The 25,498-nt window shown below is 42.9% G+C and carries 25 protein-coding genes, 1 pseudogene and 1 riboswitch; of the genes and pseudogenes, 15 read left to right on the forward strand and 11 right to left on the reverse strand.

Annotated elements, in window-relative coordinates; translation table 11 throughout:
* Positions 1 to 90 precede the first annotated feature (90 nt).
* Positions 91 to 834 (reverse strand): DeoR/GlpR family DNA-binding transcription regulator, encoded by a 744-nt coding sequence (locus ABT996_RS06710; RefSeq protein WP_010688234.1) that lies wholly within the window; start codon positions 832 to 834, stop codon positions 91 to 93.
* A 127-nt stretch (positions 835 to 961) separates the two neighbouring features.
* Between ABT996_RS06710 and ABT996_RS06715 the strand changes: the two genes are divergently transcribed.
* The 6 genes and pseudogenes from ABT996_RS06715 to ABT996_RS06740 all read left to right on the forward strand — a co-directional run bounded on the left by ABT996_RS06715 (position 962) and on the right by ABT996_RS06740 (position 5,139).
* The gene (locus tag ABT996_RS06715) at positions 962 to 1,741 is read left to right on the forward strand and encodes a glycyl-radical enzyme activating protein (protein ID WP_035448546.1); all 780 of its coding nucleotides are present in this window, start codon (positions 962 to 964) and stop codon (positions 1,739 to 1,741) included.
* Positions 1,742 to 1,795: 54 nt separating this feature from the next.
* Positions 1,796 to 2,074, forward strand: a complete 279-nt coding sequence (locus ABT996_RS06720) for a hypothetical protein (RefSeq protein WP_035448548.1) — start codon at positions 1,796 to 1,798, stop codon at positions 2,072 to 2,074.
* A 76-nt stretch (positions 2,075 to 2,150) separates the two neighbouring features.
* On the forward strand, positions 2,151 to 3,197 hold the full coding sequence (locus ABT996_RS06725; protein ID WP_035448550.1) for an alcohol dehydrogenase catalytic domain-containing protein: 1,047 nt from the start codon (positions 2,151 to 2,153) through the stop codon (positions 3,195 to 3,197).
* Between the two features lie 105 nt (positions 3,198 to 3,302).
* Complete coding sequence (locus tag ABT996_RS06730; protein WP_010688238.1) at positions 3,303 to 3,554, forward strand: hypothetical protein; 252 nt, start codon at positions 3,303 to 3,305, stop codon at positions 3,552 to 3,554.
* A gap of 92 nt (positions 3,555 to 3,646) precedes the next feature.
* Complete coding sequence (locus ABT996_RS06735; RefSeq protein ID WP_010688239.1) at positions 3,647 to 3,868, forward strand: hypothetical protein; 222 nt, start codon at positions 3,647 to 3,649, stop codon at positions 3,866 to 3,868.
* 223 nt (positions 3,869 to 4,091) lie between these two features.
* A pseudogene (locus tag ABT996_RS06740) lies at positions 4,092 to 5,139 on the forward strand (LLM class flavin-dependent oxidoreductase).
* A 61-nt stretch (positions 5,140 to 5,200) separates the two neighbouring features.
* Here the strand turns inward: ABT996_RS06740 and ABT996_RS06745 are convergent.
* From ABT996_RS06745 to ABT996_RS06760, 4 genes are all read right to left on the reverse strand, one after another.
* The gene (locus ABT996_RS06745) at positions 5,201 to 5,887 is read right to left on the reverse strand and encodes a 2,3-diphosphoglycerate-dependent phosphoglycerate mutase (protein ID WP_035448552.1); all 687 of its coding nucleotides are present in this window, start codon (positions 5,885 to 5,887) and stop codon (positions 5,201 to 5,203) included.
* Between the two features lie 82 nt (positions 5,888 to 5,969).
* Positions 5,970 to 7,160, reverse strand: a complete 1,191-nt coding sequence (locus ABT996_RS06750) for a MalY/PatB family protein (RefSeq protein WP_035448554.1) — start codon at positions 7,158 to 7,160, stop codon at positions 5,970 to 5,972.
* Positions 7,153 to 8,211, reverse strand: a complete 1,059-nt coding sequence (locus tag ABT996_RS06755) for an AI-2E family transporter (RefSeq protein WP_035448556.1) — start codon at positions 8,209 to 8,211, stop codon at positions 7,153 to 7,155. The genes ABT996_RS06750 and ABT996_RS06755 overlap by 8 nt, the downstream gene beginning before the upstream one ends.
* Before the next feature lie 117 nt (positions 8,212 to 8,328).
* Positions 8,329 to 9,366 carry an aldose epimerase family protein gene (locus tag ABT996_RS06760; protein WP_035448558.1) on the reverse strand — a complete coding sequence of 346 codons (1,038 nt, stop codon included), beginning with the start codon at positions 9,364 to 9,366 and terminating at the stop codon, positions 8,329 to 8,331.
* Between the two features lie 321 nt (positions 9,367 to 9,687).
* On the opposite strand from ABT996_RS06760, the gene ABT996_RS06765 reads away from it, so the two are divergent.
* Positions 9,688 to 9,993: a hypothetical protein gene (locus ABT996_RS06765; RefSeq protein ID WP_035448560.1), complete on the forward strand. Its 306-nt coding sequence runs from the start codon at positions 9,688 to 9,690 to the stop codon at positions 9,991 to 9,993.
* Between the two features lie 207 nt (positions 9,994 to 10,200).
* On the opposite strand, the gene galE is transcribed toward ABT996_RS06765, so the two are convergent.
* Complete coding sequence (galE, locus tag ABT996_RS06770; RefSeq protein ID WP_035448561.1) at positions 10,201 to 11,196, reverse strand: UDP-glucose 4-epimerase GalE; 996 nt, start codon at positions 11,194 to 11,196, stop codon at positions 10,201 to 10,203.
* A 163-nt stretch (positions 11,197 to 11,359) separates the two neighbouring features.
* Between galE and ABT996_RS06775 the strand changes: the two genes are divergently transcribed.
* The 8 genes from ABT996_RS06775 (at position 11,360) to ABT996_RS06810 (ending at position 20,422) form a co-directional block, all read left to right on the forward strand.
* On the forward strand, positions 11,360 to 12,097 hold the full coding sequence (locus tag ABT996_RS06775; RefSeq protein ID WP_035448564.1) for a GntR family transcriptional regulator: 738 nt from the start codon (positions 11,360 to 11,362) through the stop codon (positions 12,095 to 12,097).
* Between the two features lie 43 nt (positions 12,098 to 12,140).
* A riboswitch (TPP riboswitch) is annotated at positions 12,141 to 12,229 on the forward strand.
* Between the two features lie 52 nt (positions 12,230 to 12,281).
* Positions 12,282 to 12,848 carry an ECF transporter S component gene (locus tag ABT996_RS06780; protein ID WP_035448566.1) on the forward strand — a complete coding sequence of 189 codons (567 nt, stop codon included), beginning with the start codon at positions 12,282 to 12,284 and terminating at the stop codon, positions 12,846 to 12,848.
* The gene (locus ABT996_RS06785) at positions 12,848 to 14,248 is read left to right on the forward strand and encodes an ATP-binding cassette domain-containing protein (RefSeq protein WP_035448567.1); all 1,401 of its coding nucleotides are present in this window, start codon (positions 12,848 to 12,850) and stop codon (positions 14,246 to 14,248) included. Before ABT996_RS06780 ends, ABT996_RS06785 begins: the two co-directional genes overlap by 1 nt.
* A complete protein-coding gene (locus ABT996_RS06790; protein WP_010688280.1) occupies positions 14,245 to 14,910 on the forward strand; it encodes an energy-coupling factor transporter transmembrane component T family protein in 666 nt (221 codons plus the stop codon). The genes ABT996_RS06785 and ABT996_RS06790 overlap by 4 nt, the downstream gene beginning before the upstream one ends.
* A gap of 203 nt (positions 14,911 to 15,113) precedes the next feature.
* The gene (locus ABT996_RS06795; protein ID WP_035448569.1) at positions 15,114 to 16,340 is read left to right on the forward strand and encodes an acetate/propionate family kinase; all 1,227 of its coding nucleotides are present in this window, start codon (positions 15,114 to 15,116) and stop codon (positions 16,338 to 16,340) included.
* Positions 16,341 to 16,455: 115 nt separating this feature from the next.
* Positions 16,456 to 18,828 (forward strand): phosphoketolase family protein, encoded by a 2,373-nt coding sequence (locus tag ABT996_RS06800; protein ID WP_035448571.1) that lies wholly within the window; start codon positions 16,456 to 16,458, stop codon positions 18,826 to 18,828.
* A 99-nt stretch (positions 18,829 to 18,927) separates the two neighbouring features.
* Positions 18,928 to 19,512, forward strand: coding sequence for a histidine phosphatase family protein (locus ABT996_RS06805; RefSeq protein ID WP_010688283.1), 585 nt, complete (start codon positions 18,928 to 18,930; stop codon positions 19,510 to 19,512).
* A gap of 61 nt (positions 19,513 to 19,573) precedes the next feature.
* Complete coding sequence (locus tag ABT996_RS06810) at positions 19,574 to 20,422, forward strand: UbiA family prenyltransferase (protein ID WP_225361419.1); 849 nt, start codon at positions 19,574 to 19,576, stop codon at positions 20,420 to 20,422.
* Positions 20,423 to 20,559: 137 nt separating this feature from the next.
* Here the strand turns inward: ABT996_RS06810 and ABT996_RS06815 are convergent, their stop codons facing one another.
* The 5 genes from ABT996_RS06815 to ABT996_RS06835 all read right to left on the reverse strand — a co-directional run bounded on the left by ABT996_RS06815 (position 20,560) and on the right by ABT996_RS06835 (position 25,380).
* Complete coding sequence (locus tag ABT996_RS06815) at positions 20,560 to 22,470, reverse strand: copper-translocating P-type ATPase (protein WP_035448573.1); 1,911 nt, start codon at positions 22,468 to 22,470, stop codon at positions 20,560 to 20,562.
* On the reverse strand, positions 22,467 to 22,841 hold the full coding sequence (locus ABT996_RS06820) for a cupredoxin domain-containing protein (RefSeq protein ID WP_035448575.1): 375 nt from the start codon (positions 22,839 to 22,841) through the stop codon (positions 22,467 to 22,469). Before ABT996_RS06820 ends, ABT996_RS06815 begins: the two co-directional genes overlap by 4 nt.
* A gap of 108 nt (positions 22,842 to 22,949) precedes the next feature.
* Entirely contained in the window at positions 22,950 to 23,690 is a 741-nt protein-coding gene (locus ABT996_RS06825; protein WP_035448577.1) for an ABC transporter permease, read from the reverse strand.
* On the reverse strand, positions 23,684 to 24,406 hold the full coding sequence (locus ABT996_RS06830; RefSeq protein WP_035448579.1) for an ABC transporter ATP-binding protein: 723 nt from the start codon (positions 24,404 to 24,406) through the stop codon (positions 23,684 to 23,686). Before ABT996_RS06830 ends, ABT996_RS06825 begins: the two co-directional genes overlap by 7 nt.
* Entirely contained in the window at positions 24,406 to 25,380 is a 975-nt protein-coding gene (locus tag ABT996_RS06835) for an ABC transporter substrate-binding protein (protein ID WP_225361424.1), read from the reverse strand. Before ABT996_RS06835 ends, ABT996_RS06830 begins: the two co-directional genes overlap by 1 nt.
* Between the last annotated feature and the right edge of the window lie 118 nt (positions 25,381 to 25,498).

A 25,498-nucleotide genomic window follows, 5' to 3' on the forward strand; every position in this document is an offset into this window, starting at 1 on the left:
AAATCCGAGCTATAAACAACAAGAGATCTATTACAATACGTATTATCGCATCGTAATAGATCTCTTGTTATCCATGATCGCACGCTTTACTTAGACTTTGGTTACTTTGACTTGATTTTGCAGGAGATACGCTTCTTTAGTTGCACTGATATTCTTATCCGTAATAACACCACTGATCTGGTCAGGGGTAAATTGACCAACTGTTCCACGTTGCAAGAACTTCGATGAATCGGTCAAGATCACGACTTCATCGGCAACTTCAGCCATCGCATGAACGACTTCGGTGCGCATCAGATCCTTACCGGTAAAGCCGACCGCTTCAGCAAAGCCATCGGTACCGATAAATGCAAGTTGCACGTGAAACAATCTGATCATCTCTTTGACTAGTGGGCCCACCGTCACCTGTGAGTTCTTTTGATATTCGCCCCCGAGTAAAACGATCTTACACGAGTCATAGCGCTTAACATAGTCGGCGATAAAATAAGAGTTGGTCAAGATCGTCACGCCCCGCTTAGTCCGACAGATCTCCTCTGCCAATAACGCACACGTCGACCCCGACTCGATGATGATCGTTTCATTATCGTTGACTAATTCAGCCGCTTTTTGTGCGATCTTTTTTTTGACATCGTAGTGAAATGACAATCTAACATTGATGTCATCGCCACTATTTAAGACCGCATAGCCATGCTCTCGATGCAATAATCCCTTTGCTTCAAGTTTATCTAGATCTTTTCTGATCGTGACCTTCGAAACCCCTAATGTCTCGGACAGCGTATTAACATCGACTTTTCGCTCTTTTGAAACTAATTTTATGATCTTATCTAAACGTTCCATTAACTTCACCCCAAATTCTATTTTAATCGATTCTGCTAAAAAGTAAAACTCTATTTTCTTTCGTTCGTAATTGAAATATTTTCGTTTTATTGCTATGATAAAGAAAAAAGCAAGTGAGGTGTTAATAATGGTTGTTACTGACCGTGGTATCATTTTTAATATTCAACATTTTTCGCTCCATGATGGCCCGGGGATCCGCACGACAGTCTTTTTAAAGGGTTGTCCTTTGCGTTGCCCTTGGTGTGCCAATCCTGAATCACAACGTCGGCGCCCCGAATCGATCCTCGATGCACAAACTAAAAAACAAACGACGATCGGCGAAGAAAGGACTGTAGACGAGATCATCGCCGAAGTCCTAAAAGATATCGATTTCTATGAAGAATCTGGCGGTGGCCTTACCCTTTCAGGTGGCGAGATCTTTGCACAATTCCACTTTGCCAAAAGCATCTTGCAACAAGCGAAAGCAAAAGGGCTCCACACTGCGATCGAAACGACCGCCTATGTGGAGCCCCAGAAATTTGCGGAACTCATCGAATACGTTGACTTCATCTACACCGATCTTAAGCACTACAATACGCTCAAACATCGCCAAGTAACGGGTGTCCAAAATAACTTGATCATTCAAAATATCCAGTATGCTTTTGCCCATCACAAGCAGATCGTTTTACGCATTCCGGTGATCCCTGGCTTCAACGACTCATTGACTGACGCCAAACATTTCGCACAATTATTCAATGAGCATCAGATCACTGATGTTCAACTGCTCCCATTCCATCAATTCGGTGAAAATAAATATCAACTTCTAGGACGCAAGTATGAATTTGAAGATGTCAAAGCCTTACATCCCGAAGAGCTCCAAGAGTATCGCCAAGTCTTTTGTGACCACGGCATCAATTGTTATTTTTAGCTATCATCGTTAGCGTTTACATGATATGATCAACTTAGAAAGGAGCATAAGGCAATGGCTGCGAATTTTAAAAATTATATCATCCGTGGAACAGAAATGTTTATCTATCTTTTTATCATAGATTTTATCATCGAAATGTTCTTGATCAAGGGAAATGCCAAGCTCACGACTGTATTAGGTTTACATGTTGAAAGTTTTATCACACCTGATGAACAAGAAGTAACGCTCTATCTCTCCCAGTATTCACTTATCCCCTATCTACTTTTCTTATTTTTCTGGACAAAATTTTTCAAATGGAAACAACAACGAGCTATTCCTCCTTTGCATAACTAATTATCGAAACTAAGTATTGGATACCTTGTGGACAATATTTTATAATGTTAGCGATAAGACGAAAGGGGTAGATTTCATGAAAAGCGCAATTTTTGAAAAAGCAGGTCAAATGATCATCGAAGAGGTCGAAAAGCCAAGCCTCGAGCGGGATGATGATGTGATCATCAAAGTCGTACGGGCGTGTGTTTGTGGCTCAGATCTTTGGTCATATGCTCACGGCGACGATAAAGCAGCTCACTCAGAAAATAGTGGGCACGAAGCTTTAGGGATCGTTGAAGAGATCGGTTCGGCGATCACTACGGTCAAGCCTGGCGATTTCGTGATCGTTCCATTTACTCATGGCTGCGGTCACTGCGATGCTTGTCGCGCTGGCTTTGATGGTACTTGTGATAACCATCCCGGCTACAGCAATTGGTCAAGTGGTTTCCAAGCCGAATACGTTCGTTTCCACTACGGTAACTGGGCTTTGATCAAGATCCCTGGCAAGCCAGCTGATTATACTGAAGGTATGCTAAAATCATTGTTGACTTTGGCTGATGTCATGCCAACAGGTTACCATGCTGCGCGCGTGGCCGATGTCAAACCCGGCGATAAAGTAGTCGTGATCGGTGATGGCGCGGTCGGACAATGTGCTGTGATCGCAGCTAAAATGCGCGGGGCTTCACAGATCGTCCTCATGAGTCGCCACAAAGACCGCCAAGAAATGGCTCTAGCATCTGGTGCGACTGCAGTTGTTGCCGAACGTGGGCCAGAAGGGATCGCCAAAGTTCGCGAGATCTTAGGTGGCGGGGCAGATGCTGCCCTTGAATGTGTCGGGACTGAAGCTTCGATCGAACAAGCACTTGGAGTTTTACACAACGGTGGGCGCATCGGTTATGTCGGTGTACCCCACTATAACAACCGACCTTTAGGCTCAACGTTTGCCCAAAATATTACGATCGGTGGGGGTTCTGCTTCCGTGACGACATATGATAAGCAGATCTTATTAAAGGCTGTTCTCGATGGTGATATCGATCCAGGCCGGGTCTTTACCCAAACTTATAGCTTGGATGATATCGATCAAGCTTACAAAGATATGCAAAATCGCAAAACGATCAAATCAATGCTCGTTATTTCTGAATGATCGACCAAACGCCTTTCAGCTCATTGAAAGGCGTTTTTTACTACGAATATTCTTGCTTGCTGTATAATGAAATTAAGAATAAATTTAGAAAAGAAGTGGCTTTTTTTGCTCAGTAAAACACGGACTTATCTCTTGATCTTCAATCTTTTTTGGCTAGTATTACTGCTATTTGAACAACTACTCAAAAATTCGTCCAACAGTAATATATTATTTTTATTGCTTTCTGTTTTAGCATTAGTCGGCTTGGTCTTCCAAGCTCTTTCTTGGTGCAGTTTAAATCAAGAAAGAATGCGCCTCGACTATGCTTTATACGGTACCGCTTGGGTGCTGTGCTTTTTATTTGTACTGTTATTGTAATTTTGATCGTAATCTATTTGGATCACGATTTTTTATTTTAGATATTTCCTCGGTTATAATTAAAGTAGAGAGAAAGTCTAGGGGGAATACACATGCGTTCGCGCTTCTTACTGGTCTTCCAGTTGCTATTGTTGTTCATCTTTTTAGCCACACATCTTTTACTACACAAATATGATTTCTTCCCAGAATTTTTAGTACTGCTCACAATACTAACTAACTACTTTGAAAGAGATAATAGACATCCCCTCAGTATGATCGGATTATTGCTAATGATCTTAGCTACGGTGATCTATTTCTTTAGTGGTGTGATATAAAAAAGCGTGGTCTCACCCGGAGATCACGCTTTTTTATAGGCTATTTACTCGCTACATAAGTAACATCTAGAACTTTACCAAGCAATTTTCTAAGAATAGCTAATTTGCTTCAGTATTTCTACCACTTCTCGCAACTATTGCCAAATGTTAAAACACATGTTATTATTTGCTTACAAAAAATAAGTTTATATATAAACTAAAGAAAGAAGGAAGGATATTTCTTATGCAAATTGAATTAGGTATCTCTACTTTTGGTGAAACGACTCCACTTGAAAAAACTGGGCAAGCCATCAGCCATGATGAGCGGATCCGGGACTTGTTAGAAGAAGTTGAACTGGCAGATAAACTTGGGATCGATGCTTTTGCAGTTGTTGAACACCACCGCAAGGACTTCGCCGTTTCAGCTCCAGAGATCATTTTAGCAATGGCTGCAGCGCGGACAAAACAGATCCATCTTTCCAGTGCCACTACTAACTTACCGACGATCGATCCGATCAGAGTTTACGAACAATATGCCTCGATCGATGCGGTTGCCCCTGGCCGGATCGAGATCATGGCTGGACGTGGTTCTTTTACCGAAGCCTTTGAGCTTTTTGGCTATGATCTGGCAGATTATGATGATCTTTTTAAAGAAAAACTAGATATGTTACTAAAGATCAACGAAAATGAGATCTTAGACTGGCCTAAAGGAAAATTTACACCTAAGATCGATCATAAAGGTATCTATCCTCGCTCAAAAAGACCATTACCGATTGCTTTAGCTACTGGTGGTAGTATCGATTCTACGATCCGGGCAGCTGAAATGGGCCTTCCGATCGTCTACGCAACTATCGGGGGCAAGTTTAAAGATTTCCAACCATTGACAAAACTCTACTGTGCTGTCGCTGAAAAAACTGGCAAAGATCTCACTAAGATGTCGATAGCTGCGCATTCTTGGGGGCTGGTTAGCTCATGACCGCGAAAAAGCGATCAAGGATTACTTCTACCCGACTAAATTTTTGACCGACACGATCAGTCAAGAACGGCCTCATTGGGCCGGCCTATCATACGAAAAATATCTTGAAAGTATCAACTATGAAGGGGCTATTTTCGTCGGTGATGCTAATATGGTAGCTAATAAGATCATCAAGATGATCTAGACTTTAGGTCTAACTCGCTTCTATCTCCATTTACCTGTCGCTTCCATGCCTCATGAAGATGTCATGCAAGCGATCGAGATCTACGGCAAAGAAGTCGTCCCTAAAGTAAAACAGTATTTTGCTGATAAATAAGCTAACAAAAAAGCGTGGTCTCGCTCGGAGATCACGCTTCTTTTTACCGAAAGGCTTTATCTTAAAGCTTTTCTTTGGAGACAATGTTCAAGTTGTCATCCAATTCATAAACAACTGGTTGACCTGTTGCCATTTCAACGTCCATGATGTCTTCATCAGAGATGTTTTCAATGTATTTTGTCAAGGCACGTAATGAGTTACCGTGTGCAGCAACGATAACGTTCTTGCCATCCAACAAGTCTGGAGCGATGTTGTCTTCCCAGAATGGGATAACACGTTCCAAAGTAACCTTCAAGTTTTCACCGCCAGGGATGATACGTGGGTCTAATTCTGCGTAACGACGATCGTTTGCTGCAGAACCTTCATCGTTTGCATCCAATAATGGAGGCAATACGTCGTAAGAACGACGCCAGATGTGAACTTGTTCGTCACCGTATTTTTCAGCTGCATCAGCTTTATTCTTGCCTTGTAATGCACCGTAGTGACGTTCGTTTAAGCGCCATGATTTTGTTTCAGGGATCCATAATTGGCCTGATTCTTCAAGTGCGAAGTGCAAAGTCTTGATGGCACGTGTTAAAACAGATGTGTAAGCTTGATCAAATTCGATACCAGCTTCTTTTAACTTGCGGCCAGCTTCCTTAGCTTCACGTTCGCCTTGTTCACTCAAGTTGACGTCAACCCAACCTGTGAAAAGGTTCTCTAAGTTCCATTCACTTTGTCCGTGACGGATAAATACTAATTTTGCCATTTAGTAAAAACCTCTTTCTTATGTTTATGATACAAAGATATTTTACACTGAAATGCAAAAAATTGATAGTGCTTTAGTGAATTTAGCTTTGATTTTCATCTAAAGCTTTCAGCAAAGCAGTCACGGCACGTTCGATATTTTCAGGTGTCGTGGCTAAATTGATCCGAATATGTCCCGCACCCGAAGCGCCGAACCAATCGCCAAAATCGACTGCTAAACCAGCCTTATTTTTTACAAAAAACTCTAATTTAGCTGGATCCACGACTGCACTAAGATCGATCCACATTAGATATGTTCCTTCTAACGGTGAAATGACGATCTGTGGATAAGCTTTAGTTAGATTTTCCTTTACATAGTCATAGTTAGCTTGGATCGTTTCCAATAGACCTTCGAGCCACGAAGTACCATGTTCATAGGCAGCAGCTGCAGCCACCTTGCCTAAAATACTACCGGCTGGGGCAGCTAAACGCTCAACTAACTTGTCATAGCGCTGACGCATCTGCGGATTAGGGATGATCACATGACTATTTTGCAGAGCTGCCATGTTAAAGGTCTTCGATGGCGCATCGACAACGACTAAATTATCGCGATACTTGCCTTCGCTGACTTCTAAAGCTGAGATAAATGGTTTATCTGTCAACAAAAGGTCATGGTGGATCTCATCTGCGATCACGAGCACTTGCTTTTGACGACATAATTCGAGTAGCTCGGCTAGTTCTGTTTCAGACCAGACACGGCCGACTGGATTATGCGGTGAACATAAGATCAATAACTTCACTTGCTCTTCCGTGATCTTTTCTTCGATATCGGCTAGATCCATCGAGTAGATCCCAGCTTCATTCTTGAGATCGGAAACGACTAATTTACGCTCATTATTTTCAATGACCTTCATAAATGGATAATACACTGGTTGCAAGACCAAAACAGCATCATCTTTTTGCGTCAACAAGTTGACTAACGTGCTCAAAGATTGCACGACCCCTGTGCCAAAACGCATCCATTCGCGATGTAATTCGATCCCATAGCGTTCTTTTTGCCATTTAAAATAAGCTTCAAAATACGCATCCGGTGTTAGTGAATAGCCAAACGCACCGTGCGCGATCCGTTTTGTCATCGCTTCAAGTGCTTCTTTTGGTGCTTTAAATTCAGTATCAGCGACCCAAAGTGGCAATAGATCTTCTGCATCGAAAGTTTCTTTTAAATTATCCCACTTGACCGAATCAGTATTTTTGCGGGCAACAGCATATTCTGCCAAAAATTCCTGCTTATTCATTTTTACGCTCCAACTTTCTAACTTTCTTCAAACGTTCACCCTTGGCATGGACCGGCTTTACGCCTAAAACGTCTAACATAAAGGTAAAGATCGGAATACCCACGATCAAGCCCCAAACACCAAAGAGATGTTCTGCAACAAATAAGACGACAAAGGTGTAAAACATCGGTAATTCCGTGCGGCTAGCCATGAATTTTGGATTTAAGATATAGGCTTCCAAAGCATGAACAACGACTAGCATAATAACAATATAAAAGACATAGCGCAACCCACCGACCGAATAGCCGATAAACATCATCGGGATCGCGGAAATGATCACCCCAGCTACAGGGACTAAACTCAACACAAAGACCATGATCCCTAAACTGAGCAATTGAGGCATGTTCATGATCGCCAAACAGATCGTGGTGATCACCGTATTGACGACGGCGATCACAAATTGAGCTTCAAGTACGACCCCAAAAGTATTCACAAAGATCTTGGCAAAATGATAAATATCTTCGAATAACCACGCAAATGGGCCACTCAAAAAGCCTTTAGAAAAACGATAGAGATCGTCTTTTTCGATCGTAAAAAAGAAACTCAACAGTAACGACATCACAAACGTAAAGCCGATCGAGCCCAAACTCTTAAGATAGCCTAGCGCGATCCCAAAGCCACCCTTGAACTGTTGCATGATATCTATCTTACCAAAGTAGCGGTCGATATAGTGTATCAGATCCTGCGCTCCATGCGGTGGATGCTGATAAAAACTCAATAATGAATTGATCATCGCTTCGGTTTGGACAGCGAGTTTAGGTACATAGATCGTCACTGCTAGATAGATAAAACCGATGAACAATAGATAGGTCACGATCACGATCAATTGCGATGGAATCTTCACATACCGCCGAATATAATTGGTCAGCTGTACCACTAAAAATGTGAAGATAAACGTCAGCAAAATGATGCTGATCAAGCTACGTAAAGCATACAAAACACCAATGATGCCTAGTAAGACGACGAATCGTCTCAAGGAGACATTATTGATAAACTTTTTCCAAAGATCCATAAACTTTCCCCTTACTTAAAGATAATAATTTAAGTATACCATTAATACTTGATAAGTGTAGTAAGTCGAATATCACAAAAAAAGACCGTGCTTCTATAAAACACGGCCCTAAAACAGTTACTTGATCTTATCGTATGCAAATTGGATGTGATATGAACGCTTACCGTTCTTCGGTAAGATGATATCACCAAAGTTTTCTTGATTGATCGCATCTGGTAAGGTCTGAGCTTCAAGCGCTAAACCTTCGCCTGGGATCGCTGGTTTACCTTGATCACGTGTGAACTTGATCTCAGTATCTAAGGCTGGCATATTGTACATTACCAAGCCGTTGCGATCGGAATCGATCGTGATCTGGTGGCCACTATCTTCATCACGTAAAACAGCGATCGGTTCTGTCCCTTTACCCGGCTGGTTGACCACAAAAGCATCATCAAAGCCGTCAGCTTCGTCAGCGGCTACTTTAACATTGCGGAACTCTCTAAAATCAAGTGGTGTATCTTCGACATCTTTGACCCGGCCAGTCGGAATATTATTTTCGTCCGTCTCTAACGTTGCACTGCTATTGATCTTAAGTGAGTGGCTGGAAAGGTCTTGGCGGTCACTCAAATTGAAGTATACATGGTTGGTCGGGTTGAACAAACTATCTTTTGAGCCACCCAATGCACTAAAGGCGATTGTCACTTTGTTATTGTTATTTAAAGTATAGATGATCGTTGCCAAAATATTTCCTGGGAAACCATCCATCTTCTCGGTGATCTTCTTTTGGAAGATAACACTCACACTATTTTTATTGCGTGAAGTGGTATAGTTCCAGTTATAAGTGCTAAATCCATTTGCGCCCCCATGTAACGTATTACCGTTCTCATTTTGTGGCAATTGAACCTGCTCACCGTTTAATTCACACTTACCATGCGCGATCCGGCCAGCTACTCGACCGATCACCTTACAGATATTTTGAGCGTTGGCATAGTAATCCTTTGTATGATCAAAACTCAATAATAAGTTCTTCTTCCCCGCACCACTTGGAACGTTAAAAGCTTGCCAGATCGCTCCCATCGTCAAGCATGAGATCTCGACTCCGTTATCGTTGACCAAAGTGATCTGAGTCACTGTATGTCCATCAAAGGTATCAAGCTCTTTTCTAAAGATATCCATCAAAAATCTCCTCCAAATCTCACTTATAAATGCGTTATTTAACTACTCTTATTTTACCGCATTTACACTTTTATTTAAAGCGCTTGCACAGATGCTTAGCGACTTTTTAAAACTTCAAAAATTGGTATAGTTTGCAGATTTTTCCTTAAAATAATCTTAAGTATTAAAGATAAGTCCTTAGACCCCCACTATTTAAGGCACTCAAATAATGATTTCTGCTGATTTACTTATCAACAAATGTAAAACGCTTGCAAAAAATTTTGATCCATAGTATGGTATAGACGTTAATACAACCAAAGATTTTTCTAGGAGGGGCTTTTTATGGCTGAAACAGTAGTTGAAAAAATTGAATCACGACAGAACCACAGTAAAGCATGGCGTTTATCCGATAAGGAAAGTGGTTGCTTTTTAGATGTGACCTTTAATATTGATCTTGAAAAAACGATGAAAGAGCAACGCAACTTCTCCTTCTCTCGCTTTGTCTCGGAACAATTGAACGAGCTTTCAAAAATGGTCCCTTCACTCACAAGCAATTATAGTTTAGCGATCGATCGCGCAGCTGTTGGTCCGGCTTACTTGCCATTGGATAACGCCAAGGCAAAACCACTCTTGACCCAACTCACCTAGATCGTATTAGGAAATGTCAGCTGGCATTTCCTTTTTTTGTGGATAAATGCAACGCAATGCAAAATGCGCACTTGAGCTATGTATCCGTAACGTGCAATTCAGAGCAGAGACTAGTAAATAAGAGCCACCGACATCGTAATGCAAAATACACATTACAATGTCGGCGGCTCTTATTTATACGTTTCTAAGCACTCTGAATTGCACTTCTTATTTGTCATCATAACCGTTTGGATGACTTGAATGCCATGCCCAAGCTGTTTCGATGATGCGTTCGATGTTATCGAATTGTGGCTTCCAACCCAAGATCTCACGGGCTTTGTCGGAACTTGCAATCAAGGAATCCGGATCACCGCCACGTCTTGGAGCGATCTCAGCTGGGATCTCTTTGCCCGTTACCTTGCGAGCTGCTTCAACGATCTCAAGGTTGGAGAAACCTGTCGAAGAACCTAGGTTGAAGGCATTGGACTCATTGCCCTTGCGTAAGTAATCTACCGCTAAAATATGAGCATCCGCCAAGTCGAATGGGTGCACATAATCACGCACGTTGGTCCCATCTGGTGTGTTATAATCATCACCAAAGATCTGTAACTTATCCCGCTTGCCTTGAGCTACTTGTAAAACGATCGGTATCAAGTGCGTTTCTGGACCGTGATCTTCACCGATCGAACCATCTGGCTTAGCCCCCGCCACGTTGAAGTAACGCAATGCGACAAATTTTGTCCCGTAGGCTTCATCTGCCCAACGCATGATCTTTTCCATCATCAACTTACTTTCACCGTAAGGATTGATCGGATCTTGTGGATCACTTTCCATGATCGGCATTTTTTCAGGAATACCATAAGTTGCTGCGGTGGATGAGAAGACGATATTTTTGATATCAAATTCATTCATAACTTCCAACAACTTGATCATCCCAGCCGTGTTGTTATCAAAATACTTCAATGGCTTTTTCATCGATTCTGCGACCAATGAGTAAGCTGCAAAGTGGATCACTGCATCGATCTCAGGATTTTCTGTAAATACTTTACGCATGAAATCTTGATCTGCAAGATCGCCTTGATAAAACTTAGCCTTATCATTGATCGCAGCCCGGTGACCCGTCACTAAGCTGTCAACTACTACAACATCTTGGCCTTGGTCTACTAAGCGGTCAACTGTGTGTGAACCGATATAGCCAGCGCCACCTAAAACTAAAACTGACATTTTATTTCCTCCCAGCAGATGAGTTTCAATTCTCTCAAAAATATTCTACCATTTATTTGCCAAAATAGTTAGTAAAATTTTAGTAAAACTCATAATATTTTTTATTTCTTGTTGTTTTAGTCTTCTTGTGGTTAACTAGAATTTAATAAGAACTAGTGAAAGGGTGAGAACTACGGCCGAACTTATTTATAAACAGATCATCTCTGATCTCAAACAAAAGATCTTTGATCATGAATTCCCCGATATGAAACTACCCGATGAACGTACGCTTGCCAGTCAATATGATGTTAGTCGTAGCTCGATCAAGCGCGCGTTGAATCGCATGGCAAATGATGGGATCATCTTCAAAAAAAGAGGCTCGGGAACTTTTATCAATCCCCTATACCTCAAAAATGAATCGGTCTTCAACTACGAAGAAGGTTCTAACTTAGGGGTCACCGATAACTTCCAAATGGACGGGAAAAAACCTAAGATCAAAGTCTTGAGCTTTGACGTCGAACGTCCCAGTGAAGAATTGCAACGCGATCTCTTCTTAGATCCAGAAGATTTTGTCTACAAGATCGTGCGCTTGCGTCTCTTTGATGACCAACCATTTATGATCGAAACAGGCTATATTCCGATCAAGATCGTGCCTAAACTAGATCAACAAACGATCAAAGGCTCGATCTTTAACTACATGCAAGATAAGCACAATCAGTCAGTCACTAAATCATTTCTCTCAGTCTTTGCCGAGCCATCAACGCCTAACGATCGTGAATTATTAGGCTTAAATGAACACGAACCGACTGGGATCATGGAAGGTGTCTTTTTCTTAGATAACGGGACACCGTTTGAATATTCACACATGCGTTTCCACTACAAATATTTGAAATTCAATACCTTTGTCAGTGTTGCGCAATAAGCATAATATTTTACAGCTCACATAAACATTGCTATACTGTGAGCGATATAAGCTGGGGTGCCGTTTGGCTGAGAAATACCCATATCACCTGATCTGGTTAATACCAGCGGAGGGAGCTTAGCATTTTTTCGTGCGCCCAGACCATCACACCCCTGCTTATATAATCTAAGCAGGGGGTTTTTGTATGCAAACATACGATCCAAATTCAACAAAACAACATTGGCAAACCAAAGATATCATCTTTCTTGCCCTTTTAGCTGCCTTTTTTGGTTTGATCTATCAAGGTGCAAGCTATCTATACTACGCTTTAGCGGCAACTTTCCTTAAACCTTACGCCAATGATCTGATGCTTGGGATCTGGCTGATGGCTGGTCCACTGGCAGCGATCTTATTGAAACGTCGAGGGGCGGCTTTTTTAGGCGAATTTCTCGCTGCGACCGCTGAGATGTTGCTCTTTTCCAGCTGGGGTGCGGCTAACTTGATCACGGGTGCTTTACAAGGGGCTGCCAGTGAACTAGGCTTTTTGACTTATGGTTATAAAAATTTTGGCAAAAAAGCACTGACCTTATCTGTGATCTTTTCAGCCATTGTGACCTTTGCTTGGGATTATTTCCAAAGTGGTTACCAGGCCTACCCACTTTCGATGTTATTGACTTTATTTGGTATCCGGCTATTATCTTTAGCCTTTTTTGATGGTGTACTCATCTACCAGATCGCAAAACTCGTCTCGAAAGCTAAGGTGCGCATCTGATGGTCAAATTAGAACTTAGAGAACTGACTTTTAGCTATGCCCCCGGGCGACCACCGCTCTTTGAAAAGCTGGATTTTTACGTTGAGCCCCAAACTTGTAGCTTATTAGCTACTCCTTCGGGCAGTGGTAAATCGACCTTTTTTAAATTGCTTTGTGGACTGTATCCTCAATTTGGCGGACAGATCACCCATGGCGGTATCTTTTTAGAAGATCAGCCCCTCGAACAGATCGTGCCCTTTGAGCGTGCTAAACGGATCGGGATGCTATTTCAAGATCCTGACAAACGCTTTTGTATGGCGACTTTAGACCAACAATTGACCTTTGTCCTTGAAAATTTACAGCTCCCAGCTAAACAGATCACTGCCCAAAAGCAACGTATCTTGCAAGAACTAGAACTGACTTCGCTCAAAGATCGCCAACTCTCTACGCTGTCAGGTGGACAAAAGCAACAAGCGGCCCTCGCCTGTGTACTGGCGACCGAAAGTGAGATCATCTTACTCGACGAACCCTTTGCTAACGTTGATCCGACTAGTAAAGCCAAACTGTTAAAGCTATTATTGAAATTAAAAAATCAAGGCAAGACTTTTATCATCGCTGATCATGATCCCAGTGGCTACCAAGACTTGCTCGACTTTGCCTATCGCTTCAATGCCGAGCACAGTCGTCTCATCAAGTTCGACTTGTCCAAATTGACGTCAGCCACTCCGGCTCCCCTAGATCGGCGCCCATTAAAACCCGGGAAATTAACTTGGAAACAGCTCAGTTTAACTCGCGGGGAAAATTTATTGTTGAAACCACATGATCTTACCCTTCCCCAAGGGCAACTCGGGCTGTTGAGCGGAGCAAATGGTGTGGGGAAATCGACTTTATTGCAAGCGCTTTGTACCCTTATCCCCTATCAAGGAAAATTGAGCTATGCTGGGCAACGTCCACCGCATTTTTTCAAACAGCGTTGGGCCAAAACAGTCGGCCTCATGCTCCAAGAAGCGACGGCGCAATTTAGTTGTGCGACCGTCCAAGAAGAACTCGCACTTGTCAGCCGCAATACTTTAGCGCCCCACTATTGGACTAAAGAACGGCTTGCACATGCCAAACAGGTCCTGGGGCTGGATGAACTTGAGCCCTGCTCTATTTACCAACTCTCCGGCGGGCAGCAACAAAAACTCCAATTTTTAAGTGTTTTAGCAATGGGACAACCGGTCTTACTTTTAGACGAGCCCTTCGCCAATCTCGACCAAGCTAGTATCCAGACTTGCTTGACTTTGCTCAAAGACAGTTGCCAAGCTGAACAGACCGCTGTCTTATTGACCTCGCATCAACGCGTAGGGATCACTGAACATTTGGATTACGAACTTATTTTTGAAGATCAAACGTTAAAGCTAGGGGGAAACGAAAATTGACAAAATTTCGCTTAAATCCTACGATCCAAGTCATCCTCATGCTTGGTCTAGGGCTATTGCTCGCTTTTGCCCATGTTTTATGGCTAAATATCGCTCTTTGTGCTCTGTGCTTGCTTTACCTGGCTAGTCAACGCGTGTCTTACAAAAAGCTCGGGCTCATCTTATTGGTCAGCTTGCCCCTCGCCTTTGGAACATGGTGGTCCTTTATCGCCTTTAGTCAAACAAATGCTTGGGCCAATGCAGCCCTGTACACCAGCCGGCTCTTTTGTTATTTATTGCTAGGCTGTTGTCTGCTTTTGACCACGAGTTTAGAGAAGATCTTATTTAGCTTAGTCTTACATCTCAAGCTCTCTCAGACCTTTGTTTATGGCTTTTTAGCCGCTGCTAATATGGTCAGCGCTTTACAAAAGCAACTCCGCTTGATGCGTTATGCTGCTTTGAACAAGCAACACCCGTATCACTTCTATACCCCCGCACTCTATCTAAAGTTGATCGTGACCTCTCTTCAATGGTCCGATGCTTTAGCACAAGCAATACGAGTCCAAGGTTTTTTAGAGGGCTATCCGCGAACTTTTAGCTTTCAAGACCACCTGCCTAAGTGGCAATGGGGTCTAGCGGTGATACTTATCACTTTATACGGTGTTTTAGCCTTTTTAAATTAAATCCAAGTGAGTTTGTGAGGCAATTACTTTAAACAATAGGGGCACTTTGATGCAACAAACGCATCAGGGTGCTCCCATCGTTATTTACTAGACGTTATTGCCCTATGATAGCTCACCACTTCACAAACTGAAGCGTTTACATTGGGTGCTAGTTAGCTTATGATAGTAATGGATTTAACTATATGAAAGGGGTTTACCTCACCATGGAAAAAACATTGATCATCAACTCTGGTAGTTCTAGTTTAAAATTCAAATTATTTGCGATCCCCACCGAAGATGTCTTAGCCAGTGGGCTGATCGACCGGATCGGGATCGAAGGCTCGAGCGTGACTGTCAAATACAACGGTCAAAAATATCACCAAGAACTGCCGATCCCAGATCATGCTTTTGCCGTTGATCTCTTGTTGAAACTTTTAGTCGAACTCCATTTGCTCAAAGACCTAAACGAGATCACCGCCGTTGGTCATCGGGTCGTAGCTGGGGGCGAATACTTCGACCATTCCGTCGTTATCGACGATGATGTGATCAAAAAGATCGATGAGATCAGTGACCTAGCTCGTTTACACAATCCGGCTAATCTTTTGGGTATCAAAGTCTTCAAAAAACTTTTGCCAAATGCTTTAGCTGTTGCTTCCTTTGATACCGCCTATCACCATTCGATCCCAGAAAAAAATTATCTCTACAGCGTGCCGTACGAATGGTACGAAAAATACGGTGTCCGGCGCTACGGAGCCCACGGGATCAGTCACCGTTATGTCGCTCGCCAAGCCGCAGCTTTGATGCACAAATCGCTTAAAGACCTCAAGTTGATCACTTGTCATTTGGGAGCCGGTTCTTCTCTATGTGCTGTCAAAGATGGCAAGTCTTTTGATACAACGATGGGCTTCACCCCACTGACTGGGGTCACAATGGCGACTCGTTCGGGTGACGTCGATGTCGAACTAGTGACTTACATGATGAAAAAGTTAAACATCACCGACCCAGAAGAAATGATCTCGATCTTGACCAGACAGTCTGGACTTTTAGGGATCTCGGGCGTCTCATCTGATATGCGTGACGTCATCGCTGCCAAAGATGCAGGCAACAAACGCGCACAGATCGCCGTTACGCTCTTTATCAAAAATATCGTCCGCTATATCGGGCAATACTACGCCGAAATGAAAGGCTTAGATGGGATCGTCTTTACAGCTGGGATCGGAGAAAATTCCGATGTGATCAGAAAATTAGTCTGTGACGAACTCGAATTCATGGGCGTCAAACTAGATGACACGCTCAATTCTAAGGGTGAAGAAGGCTTTATCACTAAACCTGATTCTAAGATCGCTGCTTTGTTAGTTCCGACTGATGAAGAATTGATGATCTCACGTGATATCGAAGTGATCAAGCTCCAAGAACAAAAAGAAATTTCGAGCAAAAATCCTTTATTATAGGCATTTGTTCCGTAAAATTTAATTTTGGTACGTCCCAATATTCAAAATGGTTGACATCTCCCAAGAAAACGTTATTATAGAAGTGTAGAAAGAAATTAACAAAGGAGATCTCGCCATGACTGTAGATTACTCATCTAAAGAATATTTAAACAAACTTGATGCTTACTGGCGTGCCGCTAACTATGTTTCCGTGGGACAACTTTACTTAAAGGACAACCCATTATTACGTCGCCCACTTGAAGCATCTGACGTGAAAGTCAAACCGATCGGCCACTGGGGTACGATCGCCGGGCAAAACTTTATCTATGCTCACTTGAACCGTGTTATCAACAAATACGACCTTGATATGTTCTATGTCGAAGGTCCAGGTCACGGTGGTCAAGTTATGGTCTCCAACTCATATCTTGATGGTAGTTATACTGAACTTTTCCCAGAGATCACGCAAGATGTTGAAGGGATGAAGAAACTCTTCAAACGTTTCTCATTCCCAGGTGGGATCGCTTCTCACGCTGCCCCTGAAACACCAGGCTCGATCCATGAAGGTGGTGAATTGGGTTACTCGATCTCCCACGCAACTGGGGCTGTCCTAGATAACCCTGATCTGATCGTGGCTGCTGTTGTTGGTGACGGTGAAGCTGAAACTGGTCCATTAGCTGCATCTTGGATGTCAAACAAGTTCATCAACCCTATAAATGACGGGGCTGTGTTACCTATTTTAGACTTAAACGGCTTTAAGATCTCTAACCCAACGATCTTGTCACGTGAATCAAACGAAAACTTACGTAAATACTTCGAAGGTCTTGGCTGGGATCCGATCTTTGTTGAAGGGACTGACCCTGAAAAGATGCACCCAGAAATGGCTGCTGGCTTAGATAAAGCTATCGAAAAGATCAAAGCTATCCAAGAAAATGCACGTAAGAACAATGACAATTCATTACCTGTATGGCCAATGATCGTCTTCCGTGCACCTAAGGGCTGGACTGGTCCAAAGGAATGGGATGGCAAACCGATCGAAAGCTCATTTAGAGCTCACCAAATTCCGATCCCAGTTGACCAAAATGACATGCAACATGCTGATGCTTTGGTCGAATGGTTGGAAAGCTACCGCCCAGAAGAATTATTTGACGAAAAAGGTGCTTTGATCCCTGAATTGGCTGAATTGACACCTAAGGGCAACAAACGTATGGCAATGAACCCACATACAAATCCTGGTTCATTGATCCGTGACTTAGCTTTACCTGATTTCCGCAACTATGCTGTGGATACAACAACACCAGGTAAGAACAAAGAACAAGATATGACTGTTTTAGGTCGTTACCTTGAAGATGTTGTTAAATTAAACGATGCTAACAAGAATTTCCGTATCTTCGGACCTGACGAAACAATGTCTAACCGTTTAGCACCACTCTTCAAAGAAACAAACCGCCAATGGATGTTGGATATCAAAGAACCTAACGATGAATTCATGGCACCACAAGGCCGGATCATCGACTCACAATTGTCTGAACACCAAGATGAAGGCTTCTTAGAAGGTTACGTCTTGACTGGTCGCCACGGTTTCTTCGCCTCATACGAAGCTTTCTTACGTGTCGTTGACTCCATGTTGACTCAACACTTCAAGTGGTTACGTAAAGCTAAGGAAATTCCTTGGAGAACAGAAATACCTTCCTTAAACGTGGTGGCTACTTCAACGGTATTCCAACAAGACCACAATGGTTACACTCACCAAGATCCAGGTCTTTTAGGTCACTTAGCTGATAAGAAACCTGAATTTATCCGTGAATACTTGCCAGCTGATGCAAACTCCTTGTTGGCTGTCTTTGACAAAGTCTTAAATGACCGCGACAAGATCAACTTGATCGTTTCATCTAAGCACCCACGTGAACAATTCTACTCAGCTGCTGAAGCTAAAGAATTAGTCGACAAGGGTCTTAAGATCATCGATTGGGCTTCAACAGATCAAAACGCTGAACCAGATATCGTCTTTGCAGCTGCAGGTACAGAACCTAACTTGGAAACTTTAGCTGCAATCTCGATCTTGCATGAAAAATTGCCTGACTTAAAGATCCGCTTCATCAATGTGGTCGACTTGTTGAAACTCAGAAGTCCTAAAGTTGACCCTCGTGGTTTGAGTGATGATGAATTTGACATGTACTTCACTAAAGACAAACCAGTTGTCTTTGCCTTCCACGGTTTTGAAGGCTTGATCCGTGACATCTTCTTTGATCGCCACAACCACAACATCAAGATCCACGGTTACCGTGAAAATGGTGATATCACTACCCCATTTGACATGCGTGTCCTAAACCAAATGGATCGTTTCGACTTAGTGAAATCAGCTGTCTTGAGCTTGCCTAACCCAGACAAGTACGGCGAATTAGTTGCTGAAATGGATAGCATCATCGCAAAACATCACCAATACATTCGTGATGAAGGTACTGACCTACCTGAAGTCGAAGCTTGGGAATGGAAACCATTGAACAAGTAATTTTGATACTAAACAAAAAAGTCCTGTTTTTCAGGGCTTTTTTGTTTACTTTCAAATCGATCTTGCACTAGAATTTAAGCAGAAATGGGGGAATTTATCATGACAACTATCTATTGTGTGCGGCACGGACAAAGTGAGGCTAATTTAGCGCAGATCATGCAGGGTAGCAAGATTGACACGCCACTGACTAAACTCGGTCAACAACAAGCTTTAGCCGCTAAAGCCAAGCTAGCTAATGTAAGTTTTGATGCCGTCTATGCCAGTCCGCTCAAACGGGCCGTCCAAACCGCTAACCTCATCAGCTCAACTACACCAACTTTAGATGAACGACTAGTCGAGTTTGACTATGGGACTTGGAACGGCCAGCTTTTGACCGATCTCTATGCCCAATATCCAATGTATTTTGATGAGCATCATAACTTGTTACCTAATTCATGGGAAGTTTCAGGGGGACCGACATACGCGCAAGTCACTGCCAAACTGGAAAGTTTTTTAGCTGGAGTTACTAAAAAGCATCCCGACCAAACACTTTTAGTCGTCAGTCACGGGTTTACGCTCAAATTACTGGCAGCGTTACTTTTAGATATCGGGAATTTACAAAATCTAAGCGAACCCGCCAATGCTTCGCTCACTAAATTATTGGTAACACCTGATACCCAGACCCTCGTCTATTACGGAAAGTAGGTGCAAGACTATTCAACGCTTTAAAGCTTTAGTTCAAGCACAAACTACTTTACTGACGGTCTTGCCTCTGCTCTTAGGAACGATCATGGCTGCTTATTACTACCATCATGTAAATCTCGGTGAGACTTTTTTGTTGATTTTTTCGGCGATCTGCTTTCATTTAGCGGTCAATGGGCATAATCAATTAAGTGACTATCACCGTTACCAAAACTCGACCGCCGCGCAAAATAGCACTAATAATATCATCAAACGTTTCGATATTTCTATCCCGTGGGCTTACAGCGTATTAGCTATTCTACTGTTGCTCTTTGCCGGTAGTGGCCTTTATCTCGCTTATCTGAGTGGCTGGCCTCTATTGCTCTTAGGAAGTTTGAGTTTTTTAGTCGGCTATTGTTATTCCGGTGGTCCCTATCCCATGTCACAGACTCCCTTAGGCGAGTTGGTTTCAGGGCTAGCAATGGGTTTAAATATTACTTTGATCGGAGTCTACATCAATATCTATAACGCTCCGACCTACAATAATTGGTTTTGGCTAACCGGTAGTATCGTCGCCTTACCGGCTGTCTTTACGATCGCTAACATCATGCTGGCCAATAACATCTGCGACAAAGATGAAGACGTTGTGATCGGGCGTAAGACACTTGCCTATTATCTAGGTACCAAGCACAGTTTGACTTTATTACAAGCTAATTATGTTTTGAGCTATCTGGGACTGATCTTAAGTGCAGTGCTCGGTTATCTACCGTGGCTTGTACTCTTGTCCTTACTCACCGTCAAAAGCGACTATCAGCTCGTCCAAGGCTTCGTCAAAGCACCCGATAAAGTCACAACGTTCCCACGTAATGTCTTACTGTTTCATAAGATCGTCGGCCTCGAAGTTATCTTAGGCTTACTTGGTTTGTTACTGTGATCAACATAATGATATCAATACGGCTCTGAGCTAAATCGAAACGTGTTCGACAAGTAAATAGGCAAGTGGTCTACCACGCTGAAACATAGTAGACCACTTGCCTATTTATATGATTTTTAGAGCATTATCTCATATTCTTATATCTTAACTTTATTCAATAACAATGAACTACCGACAACTGAGATCGAGCTAAAGGCCATCGCTAAGCCGGCTAATTCTGGGCTGAGCGTCAAGCCCCAAGCCACGAAAACACCAGCTGCGATCGGGATCCCGACCACATTGTAGATCAAGGCCCAAAACAAATTCAATTTGATCCGTTGGAAAGTTTTTTGACTCAATTTCAGAGCTTTAACGACACCCATGAGGTCATTTTGGACTAAAACGATCCCGCCGGCTTCGATCGCAATATCAGAACCAGCTCCCATTGCGATCCCAACATCGGCCGTCGTCAAAGCGGGCGCATCATTGATCCCATCCCCGACAAAGGCGGTTTTTCCTTGCTTTTGTTCTTGTTCGATGTAGTTTGCCTTTTCTTGCGGTAAGACCCCAGCAATAACCTCATCGATCCCAACTTCTTTAGCGATCGCTTGGGCTGCTCGTTCATTATCACCTGTCAGCATTACTGTCTTTAAGCCTTGAGCTTGTAATAAGGCCAAAGCTTGCTTAGAAGTCGGTTTCGGGGCATCTTGAATGGCGATCATCCCAATAACTTTACCCGCTAGACCGACCAGTGAAACGGTCTTACCTTGAGCTTGTAAGTCATGGAGCGTTTGCTGTTGCTCGGTGGTCAATTCATCATCACCCAAAAGCCGTTCATTTCCGATAAAGGCTACTTGATCTTCAAATTTGGCAGTTACGCCCATCCCTTTTTGGGCTTTAAAGTCAGTCACCAGACTTAACTTTAGCTGTTCTTGTTCCGCTTGTTTTAAGATCGCTTGGGCTAATGGATGTTCTGAATCCGCTTCTAGGCTAGCTGCCACCGTTAAAACTAAGCCACTGTCTTCGCCGACGACATCAGTTACGACCGGCTTACCTTCAGTGATCGTCCCCGTTTTATCTAGGACGATCGTTTTTAATTGGTCAACTAACTCTAAAACTTCACCATTTTTGATCAAAACACCCATTTTAGCACTCCGACCCGTTCCGACCATCAAAGCTGTCGGTGTCGCTAATCCCAGCGCACACGGGCAAGCGATCACGATCACAGCGATCGCATAGAGCAAGGCCGTGATCGCACTTGCACCTAAGAAGACGTACCACACAACATAAGTCACGATCGCTAAGATCATTACTAACGGGACAAAATAATTTGAGATCTTATCCGTTAACTTTTGGATCGGTGCATGACTGGTCTGGGCTTTTTTGACCAATTCGACGATCTGGGATAGTAAGGTTTCCGCACTGACTTTTTTAGCTTCAAACACCAAAGTTCCATCGGTATTCAACGTTGAACCAATAACTGGCTCACCCTTTGTCTTTTCGATGGGCATACTTTCCCCAGTCACCATCGATTCATCGACCAAAGAATCGCCCCGGACGACAATGCCATCAACTGCGATCTTTTCGCCCGGCTTGACCTGGACCAGATCACCAACTTTAACTTGATCTAGAGGTATTTTGACCGGTTTACCAGCGCGTAAGACCGTCGCCTCTTTAGCTTGCAGATCGAGAAGCTTTTCAACAGCGCTCGAAGCATTATTGCGCATTCTTTCTTCAAAGACTTGTCCTAATAAAACAAAGACCGTGATGAAAGCAGCACTTTCAAAGTACACGGGGCGTCCTGTGGCCATCGCAAAGATACTGTAAAAATAAGCGACCGCTGTCCCTAAGGCCACCAATGTATCCATATTGGCATTATGATGCTTAAAAGCTGCATAGGCACTACGCCAAAATGGATAAGCAGCAAAGGCCATGATCAATGTCGTCGTGACCAATGCGATCCAATTATACCCAGGCATCATTACACCAAAGGGCATCAATAACATGTCCACCAACATCGGTAACGATAAAACTAATGCAAGCCAAAAACGTTTTTGATATGACATCATTTAACGATCACCTTCCCATGAAACATGTTCATCCCACAAGCATAATTGAATTCACCCGCCTTATGCGTATCGATCTTGATCGCATGGTCTTGATCTTTGGGCAAGGTCTCATTGATCCCAAAATCTTCAAAGACGACTTTTTCCAAACATGCTGATGGATCTTTACGTTCAAAAACGATCTCAGCTGGAACATCCTTTTTCAAAACAACAGTATTTGGCGTATAACCCCCATCGACTACAATTTTTACTTTTTGCAAATTTTTATCTTCCATCGTTGCACTTACCTCTTTTTGTTCATGTTTGCCAAAGAACCACCAACTGATAAAGCCGATCAAAACTACTGCTACAACTAGTGTCAATGCTTGTGCCATTTATTTCTCCCTCTTCCGTTTACATTTGTAATCACAACTATATAATACACCTATGTTTACAAATGTCAACAAAAAAGTTCAGCCTACTTACGACTGAACTTTCACATATTATTTATTTTGCCAGCGTAAACAGTAACGCTCTAAACCGCTGATCGTTAAAAATAAAAGAAACGAGACCACACTGATCACAATGATCCCACCAAACATCGCTAAGTAATCCAAGCGATTCCACTGGTCCATGATATAGTAACCCATACCATACTGTGTCCCATACATCTCTGTGAAAAATAGCGTGGCAATGGCGGTCCCTAAAGCGATCTTCAACGCAGAGAAAAAGCCCGCCAAACTCGCTGGCCCCGTAACATTGACAAAAGTCTGCCACCGATCAGCAGCCAACACATCTAGCACTTGATACATCGTGGGTGGGATCTGTTTGACCGCATCCCGGACTCCAATGATGATTTGAAAGACGATGATCAAAGTGATCGTAATGATCTTTGAAGCATTGCCTAAGCCAGCTAACAACATGATCACAGGCAGTAAAGCGATCTTGGGGATCGGATACGTAAAATACACCAGTGGTTCAAATAATGCTCCAAATTTAGGCAAACAAACGCTCATGATCCCCAATGGAACACCGATGAGTGTCGCAAACACTAAACTCATTGCCAGCCGATACAAACTAAGGTAGATATTCCACCATAGATCCATATTCAACAAGTGGGGAAAATACATATATACCGCCCAAGGAGTCGGCAAAAGGGGCCGATCTACGACCCAAGCTCCCAACGCCCACAAAATATGCAAGATGAGCACAGCATACAGCAACTGCAAGCCACGTTTTACCATAATGTTGCCACCAACCCTTCTAATTTCGTCAAAGCCGGCGCCAAGATCTCTGGACGGTCGCGGTTAGTAAATGAAACTTCTTGAAGTGGATTTTCGATCAAGCGTGGCTGGTCTTTAGTCAAGATCAAGATCTGGTCACTGAGTTGTAAAGCTTCTTTTAGATCATGCGTGACCATCAATGTCGTTACCGGGCTTTGTTGCCACTGCGCTAAGAACAACTGTTGAGCCCGGCGCTTGATCACCATATCTAAAGCAGAGAAAGCTTCATCCAACAATAACAGATCAGGTGTCAAAGCAAAGGCCCGCGCTAAGGCCACTCGTTGCTTTTGGCCTCCAGAAAGTTGACTGGGATAACGAGTTAAAACGTCGGTCAACTCCAAGGTCGCACACAGTTGCTGTACTTTTCTAGTATCCAGCTTTTGCCCCTTGAGCTTAGCCCCTAGTTCGATGTTTTGTCTGACACGCTTCCAAGGTAGTAAGCCATAATCTTGGGGCACCAATGCGAGGGTGGCTTGCTTAGGTGTGACCGGTTTACCATTTAAAGAGATCCCACCACTGTGCGGCAATAAGTCCGCGATCGCATTTAAAAGCGTCGTCTTCCCACTCCCAGATGGACCCAAAATGGCTAAGATCGTCTGTTCAGGGATCTTCAAACTAAGATCGGTGATGACTTGACGCTTCGCATATCCGATCGTCAAGTGCTCAAGTTCAAACATTACTTAGCCACCGGTAATTGGTAGTGACTAGCATCGATATCACTTTTCAAGATGCCCTCTTCTTTAGCATAGTTGAAGGCTGCTTGAAGCATCTTAGCTGGGACACGTCCCGCTTTTTCATAATGAGGCAAAGTGTAGTTTTTAGCGACCGCTTCTGGGAAGCCAAGATCTTTGGTCAAGATTGCTTGATAATCGCTGGCCTTATGCTTATTGATCTGAGCAACTGCTTTATTATAGGCTGTTGTCAATTTTGCCAAAGTAGCCTTGTCATCGCCCAATTTCTTGTCTACACCAAGGATCGTTGTTTGGTAAGTCTTAGGATCACTTTTAGCGATCTCTTTTAAGCCACTTGCTTTAGCCATACTCAAAAATGGATCAGGTAAGATCGTGGCGTCGGCTTGCTTTTGTTCAACTAATTGCAAACGAGCAGGAATAGCTGGGACTTCCTTGATCGTTACGTCACTAGTGGAAAGACCGTTTTGCTTTAATTGTTGATAGAGGTAAAATGTTGGGGTTTGACGTGGCAAAGTTGCAACTGATTTACCTTTAAGATCAGCCACATTTTTTACGCTATCATCACTTGTGACGATCCCAAAATAACCGGTCAAGCCAGTCGCACTCTTCCAACCTAAGTCACCATTGACATAACTAGCCAAAGCGACCACATCAGTCACAGCAGCATCCAATTGTCCCCCGGAGATCGCTGCATCACGTTCTTTAGGTGATTTAAAGTTAGTCAATTTGACATCCAGACCTTGATCTTTAAAATATCCTTCCTTTTGCGCAACATATAATGGCAAAGAATCCGGTGCTGGCATCGTTCCAATATTTAAAGTAACTTTCTTATCAGATTTTGCTGAAGAGGAGCTATTTTTAACGGCATCTTCACTCGGAGTGCATGCACTCAAAGTCAAGACGACCAATAAAAAGGCGCCTAATGCAGTAAGTAATTTAGTGTGTTTCACCAATAACATCTCCATCCATAAATTTTTAGTCACTGAAAGTTTAAGAAAAAAATTATCAACTGTCAACTAAAATAGCTCAGTTTGCAAGCGGGCGAATAACCCCGTAGAAATAGAAATAACGAGAGCT

Origin of the sequence: Ligilactobacillus sp. RTP31139st1_D10_RTP31139_211217, assembly GCF_040226755.1 — a bacterium.
In the GTDB taxonomy this organism is placed as follows: domain Bacteria; phylum Bacillota; class Bacilli; order Lactobacillales; family Lactobacillaceae; genus Ligilactobacillus; species Ligilactobacillus animalis.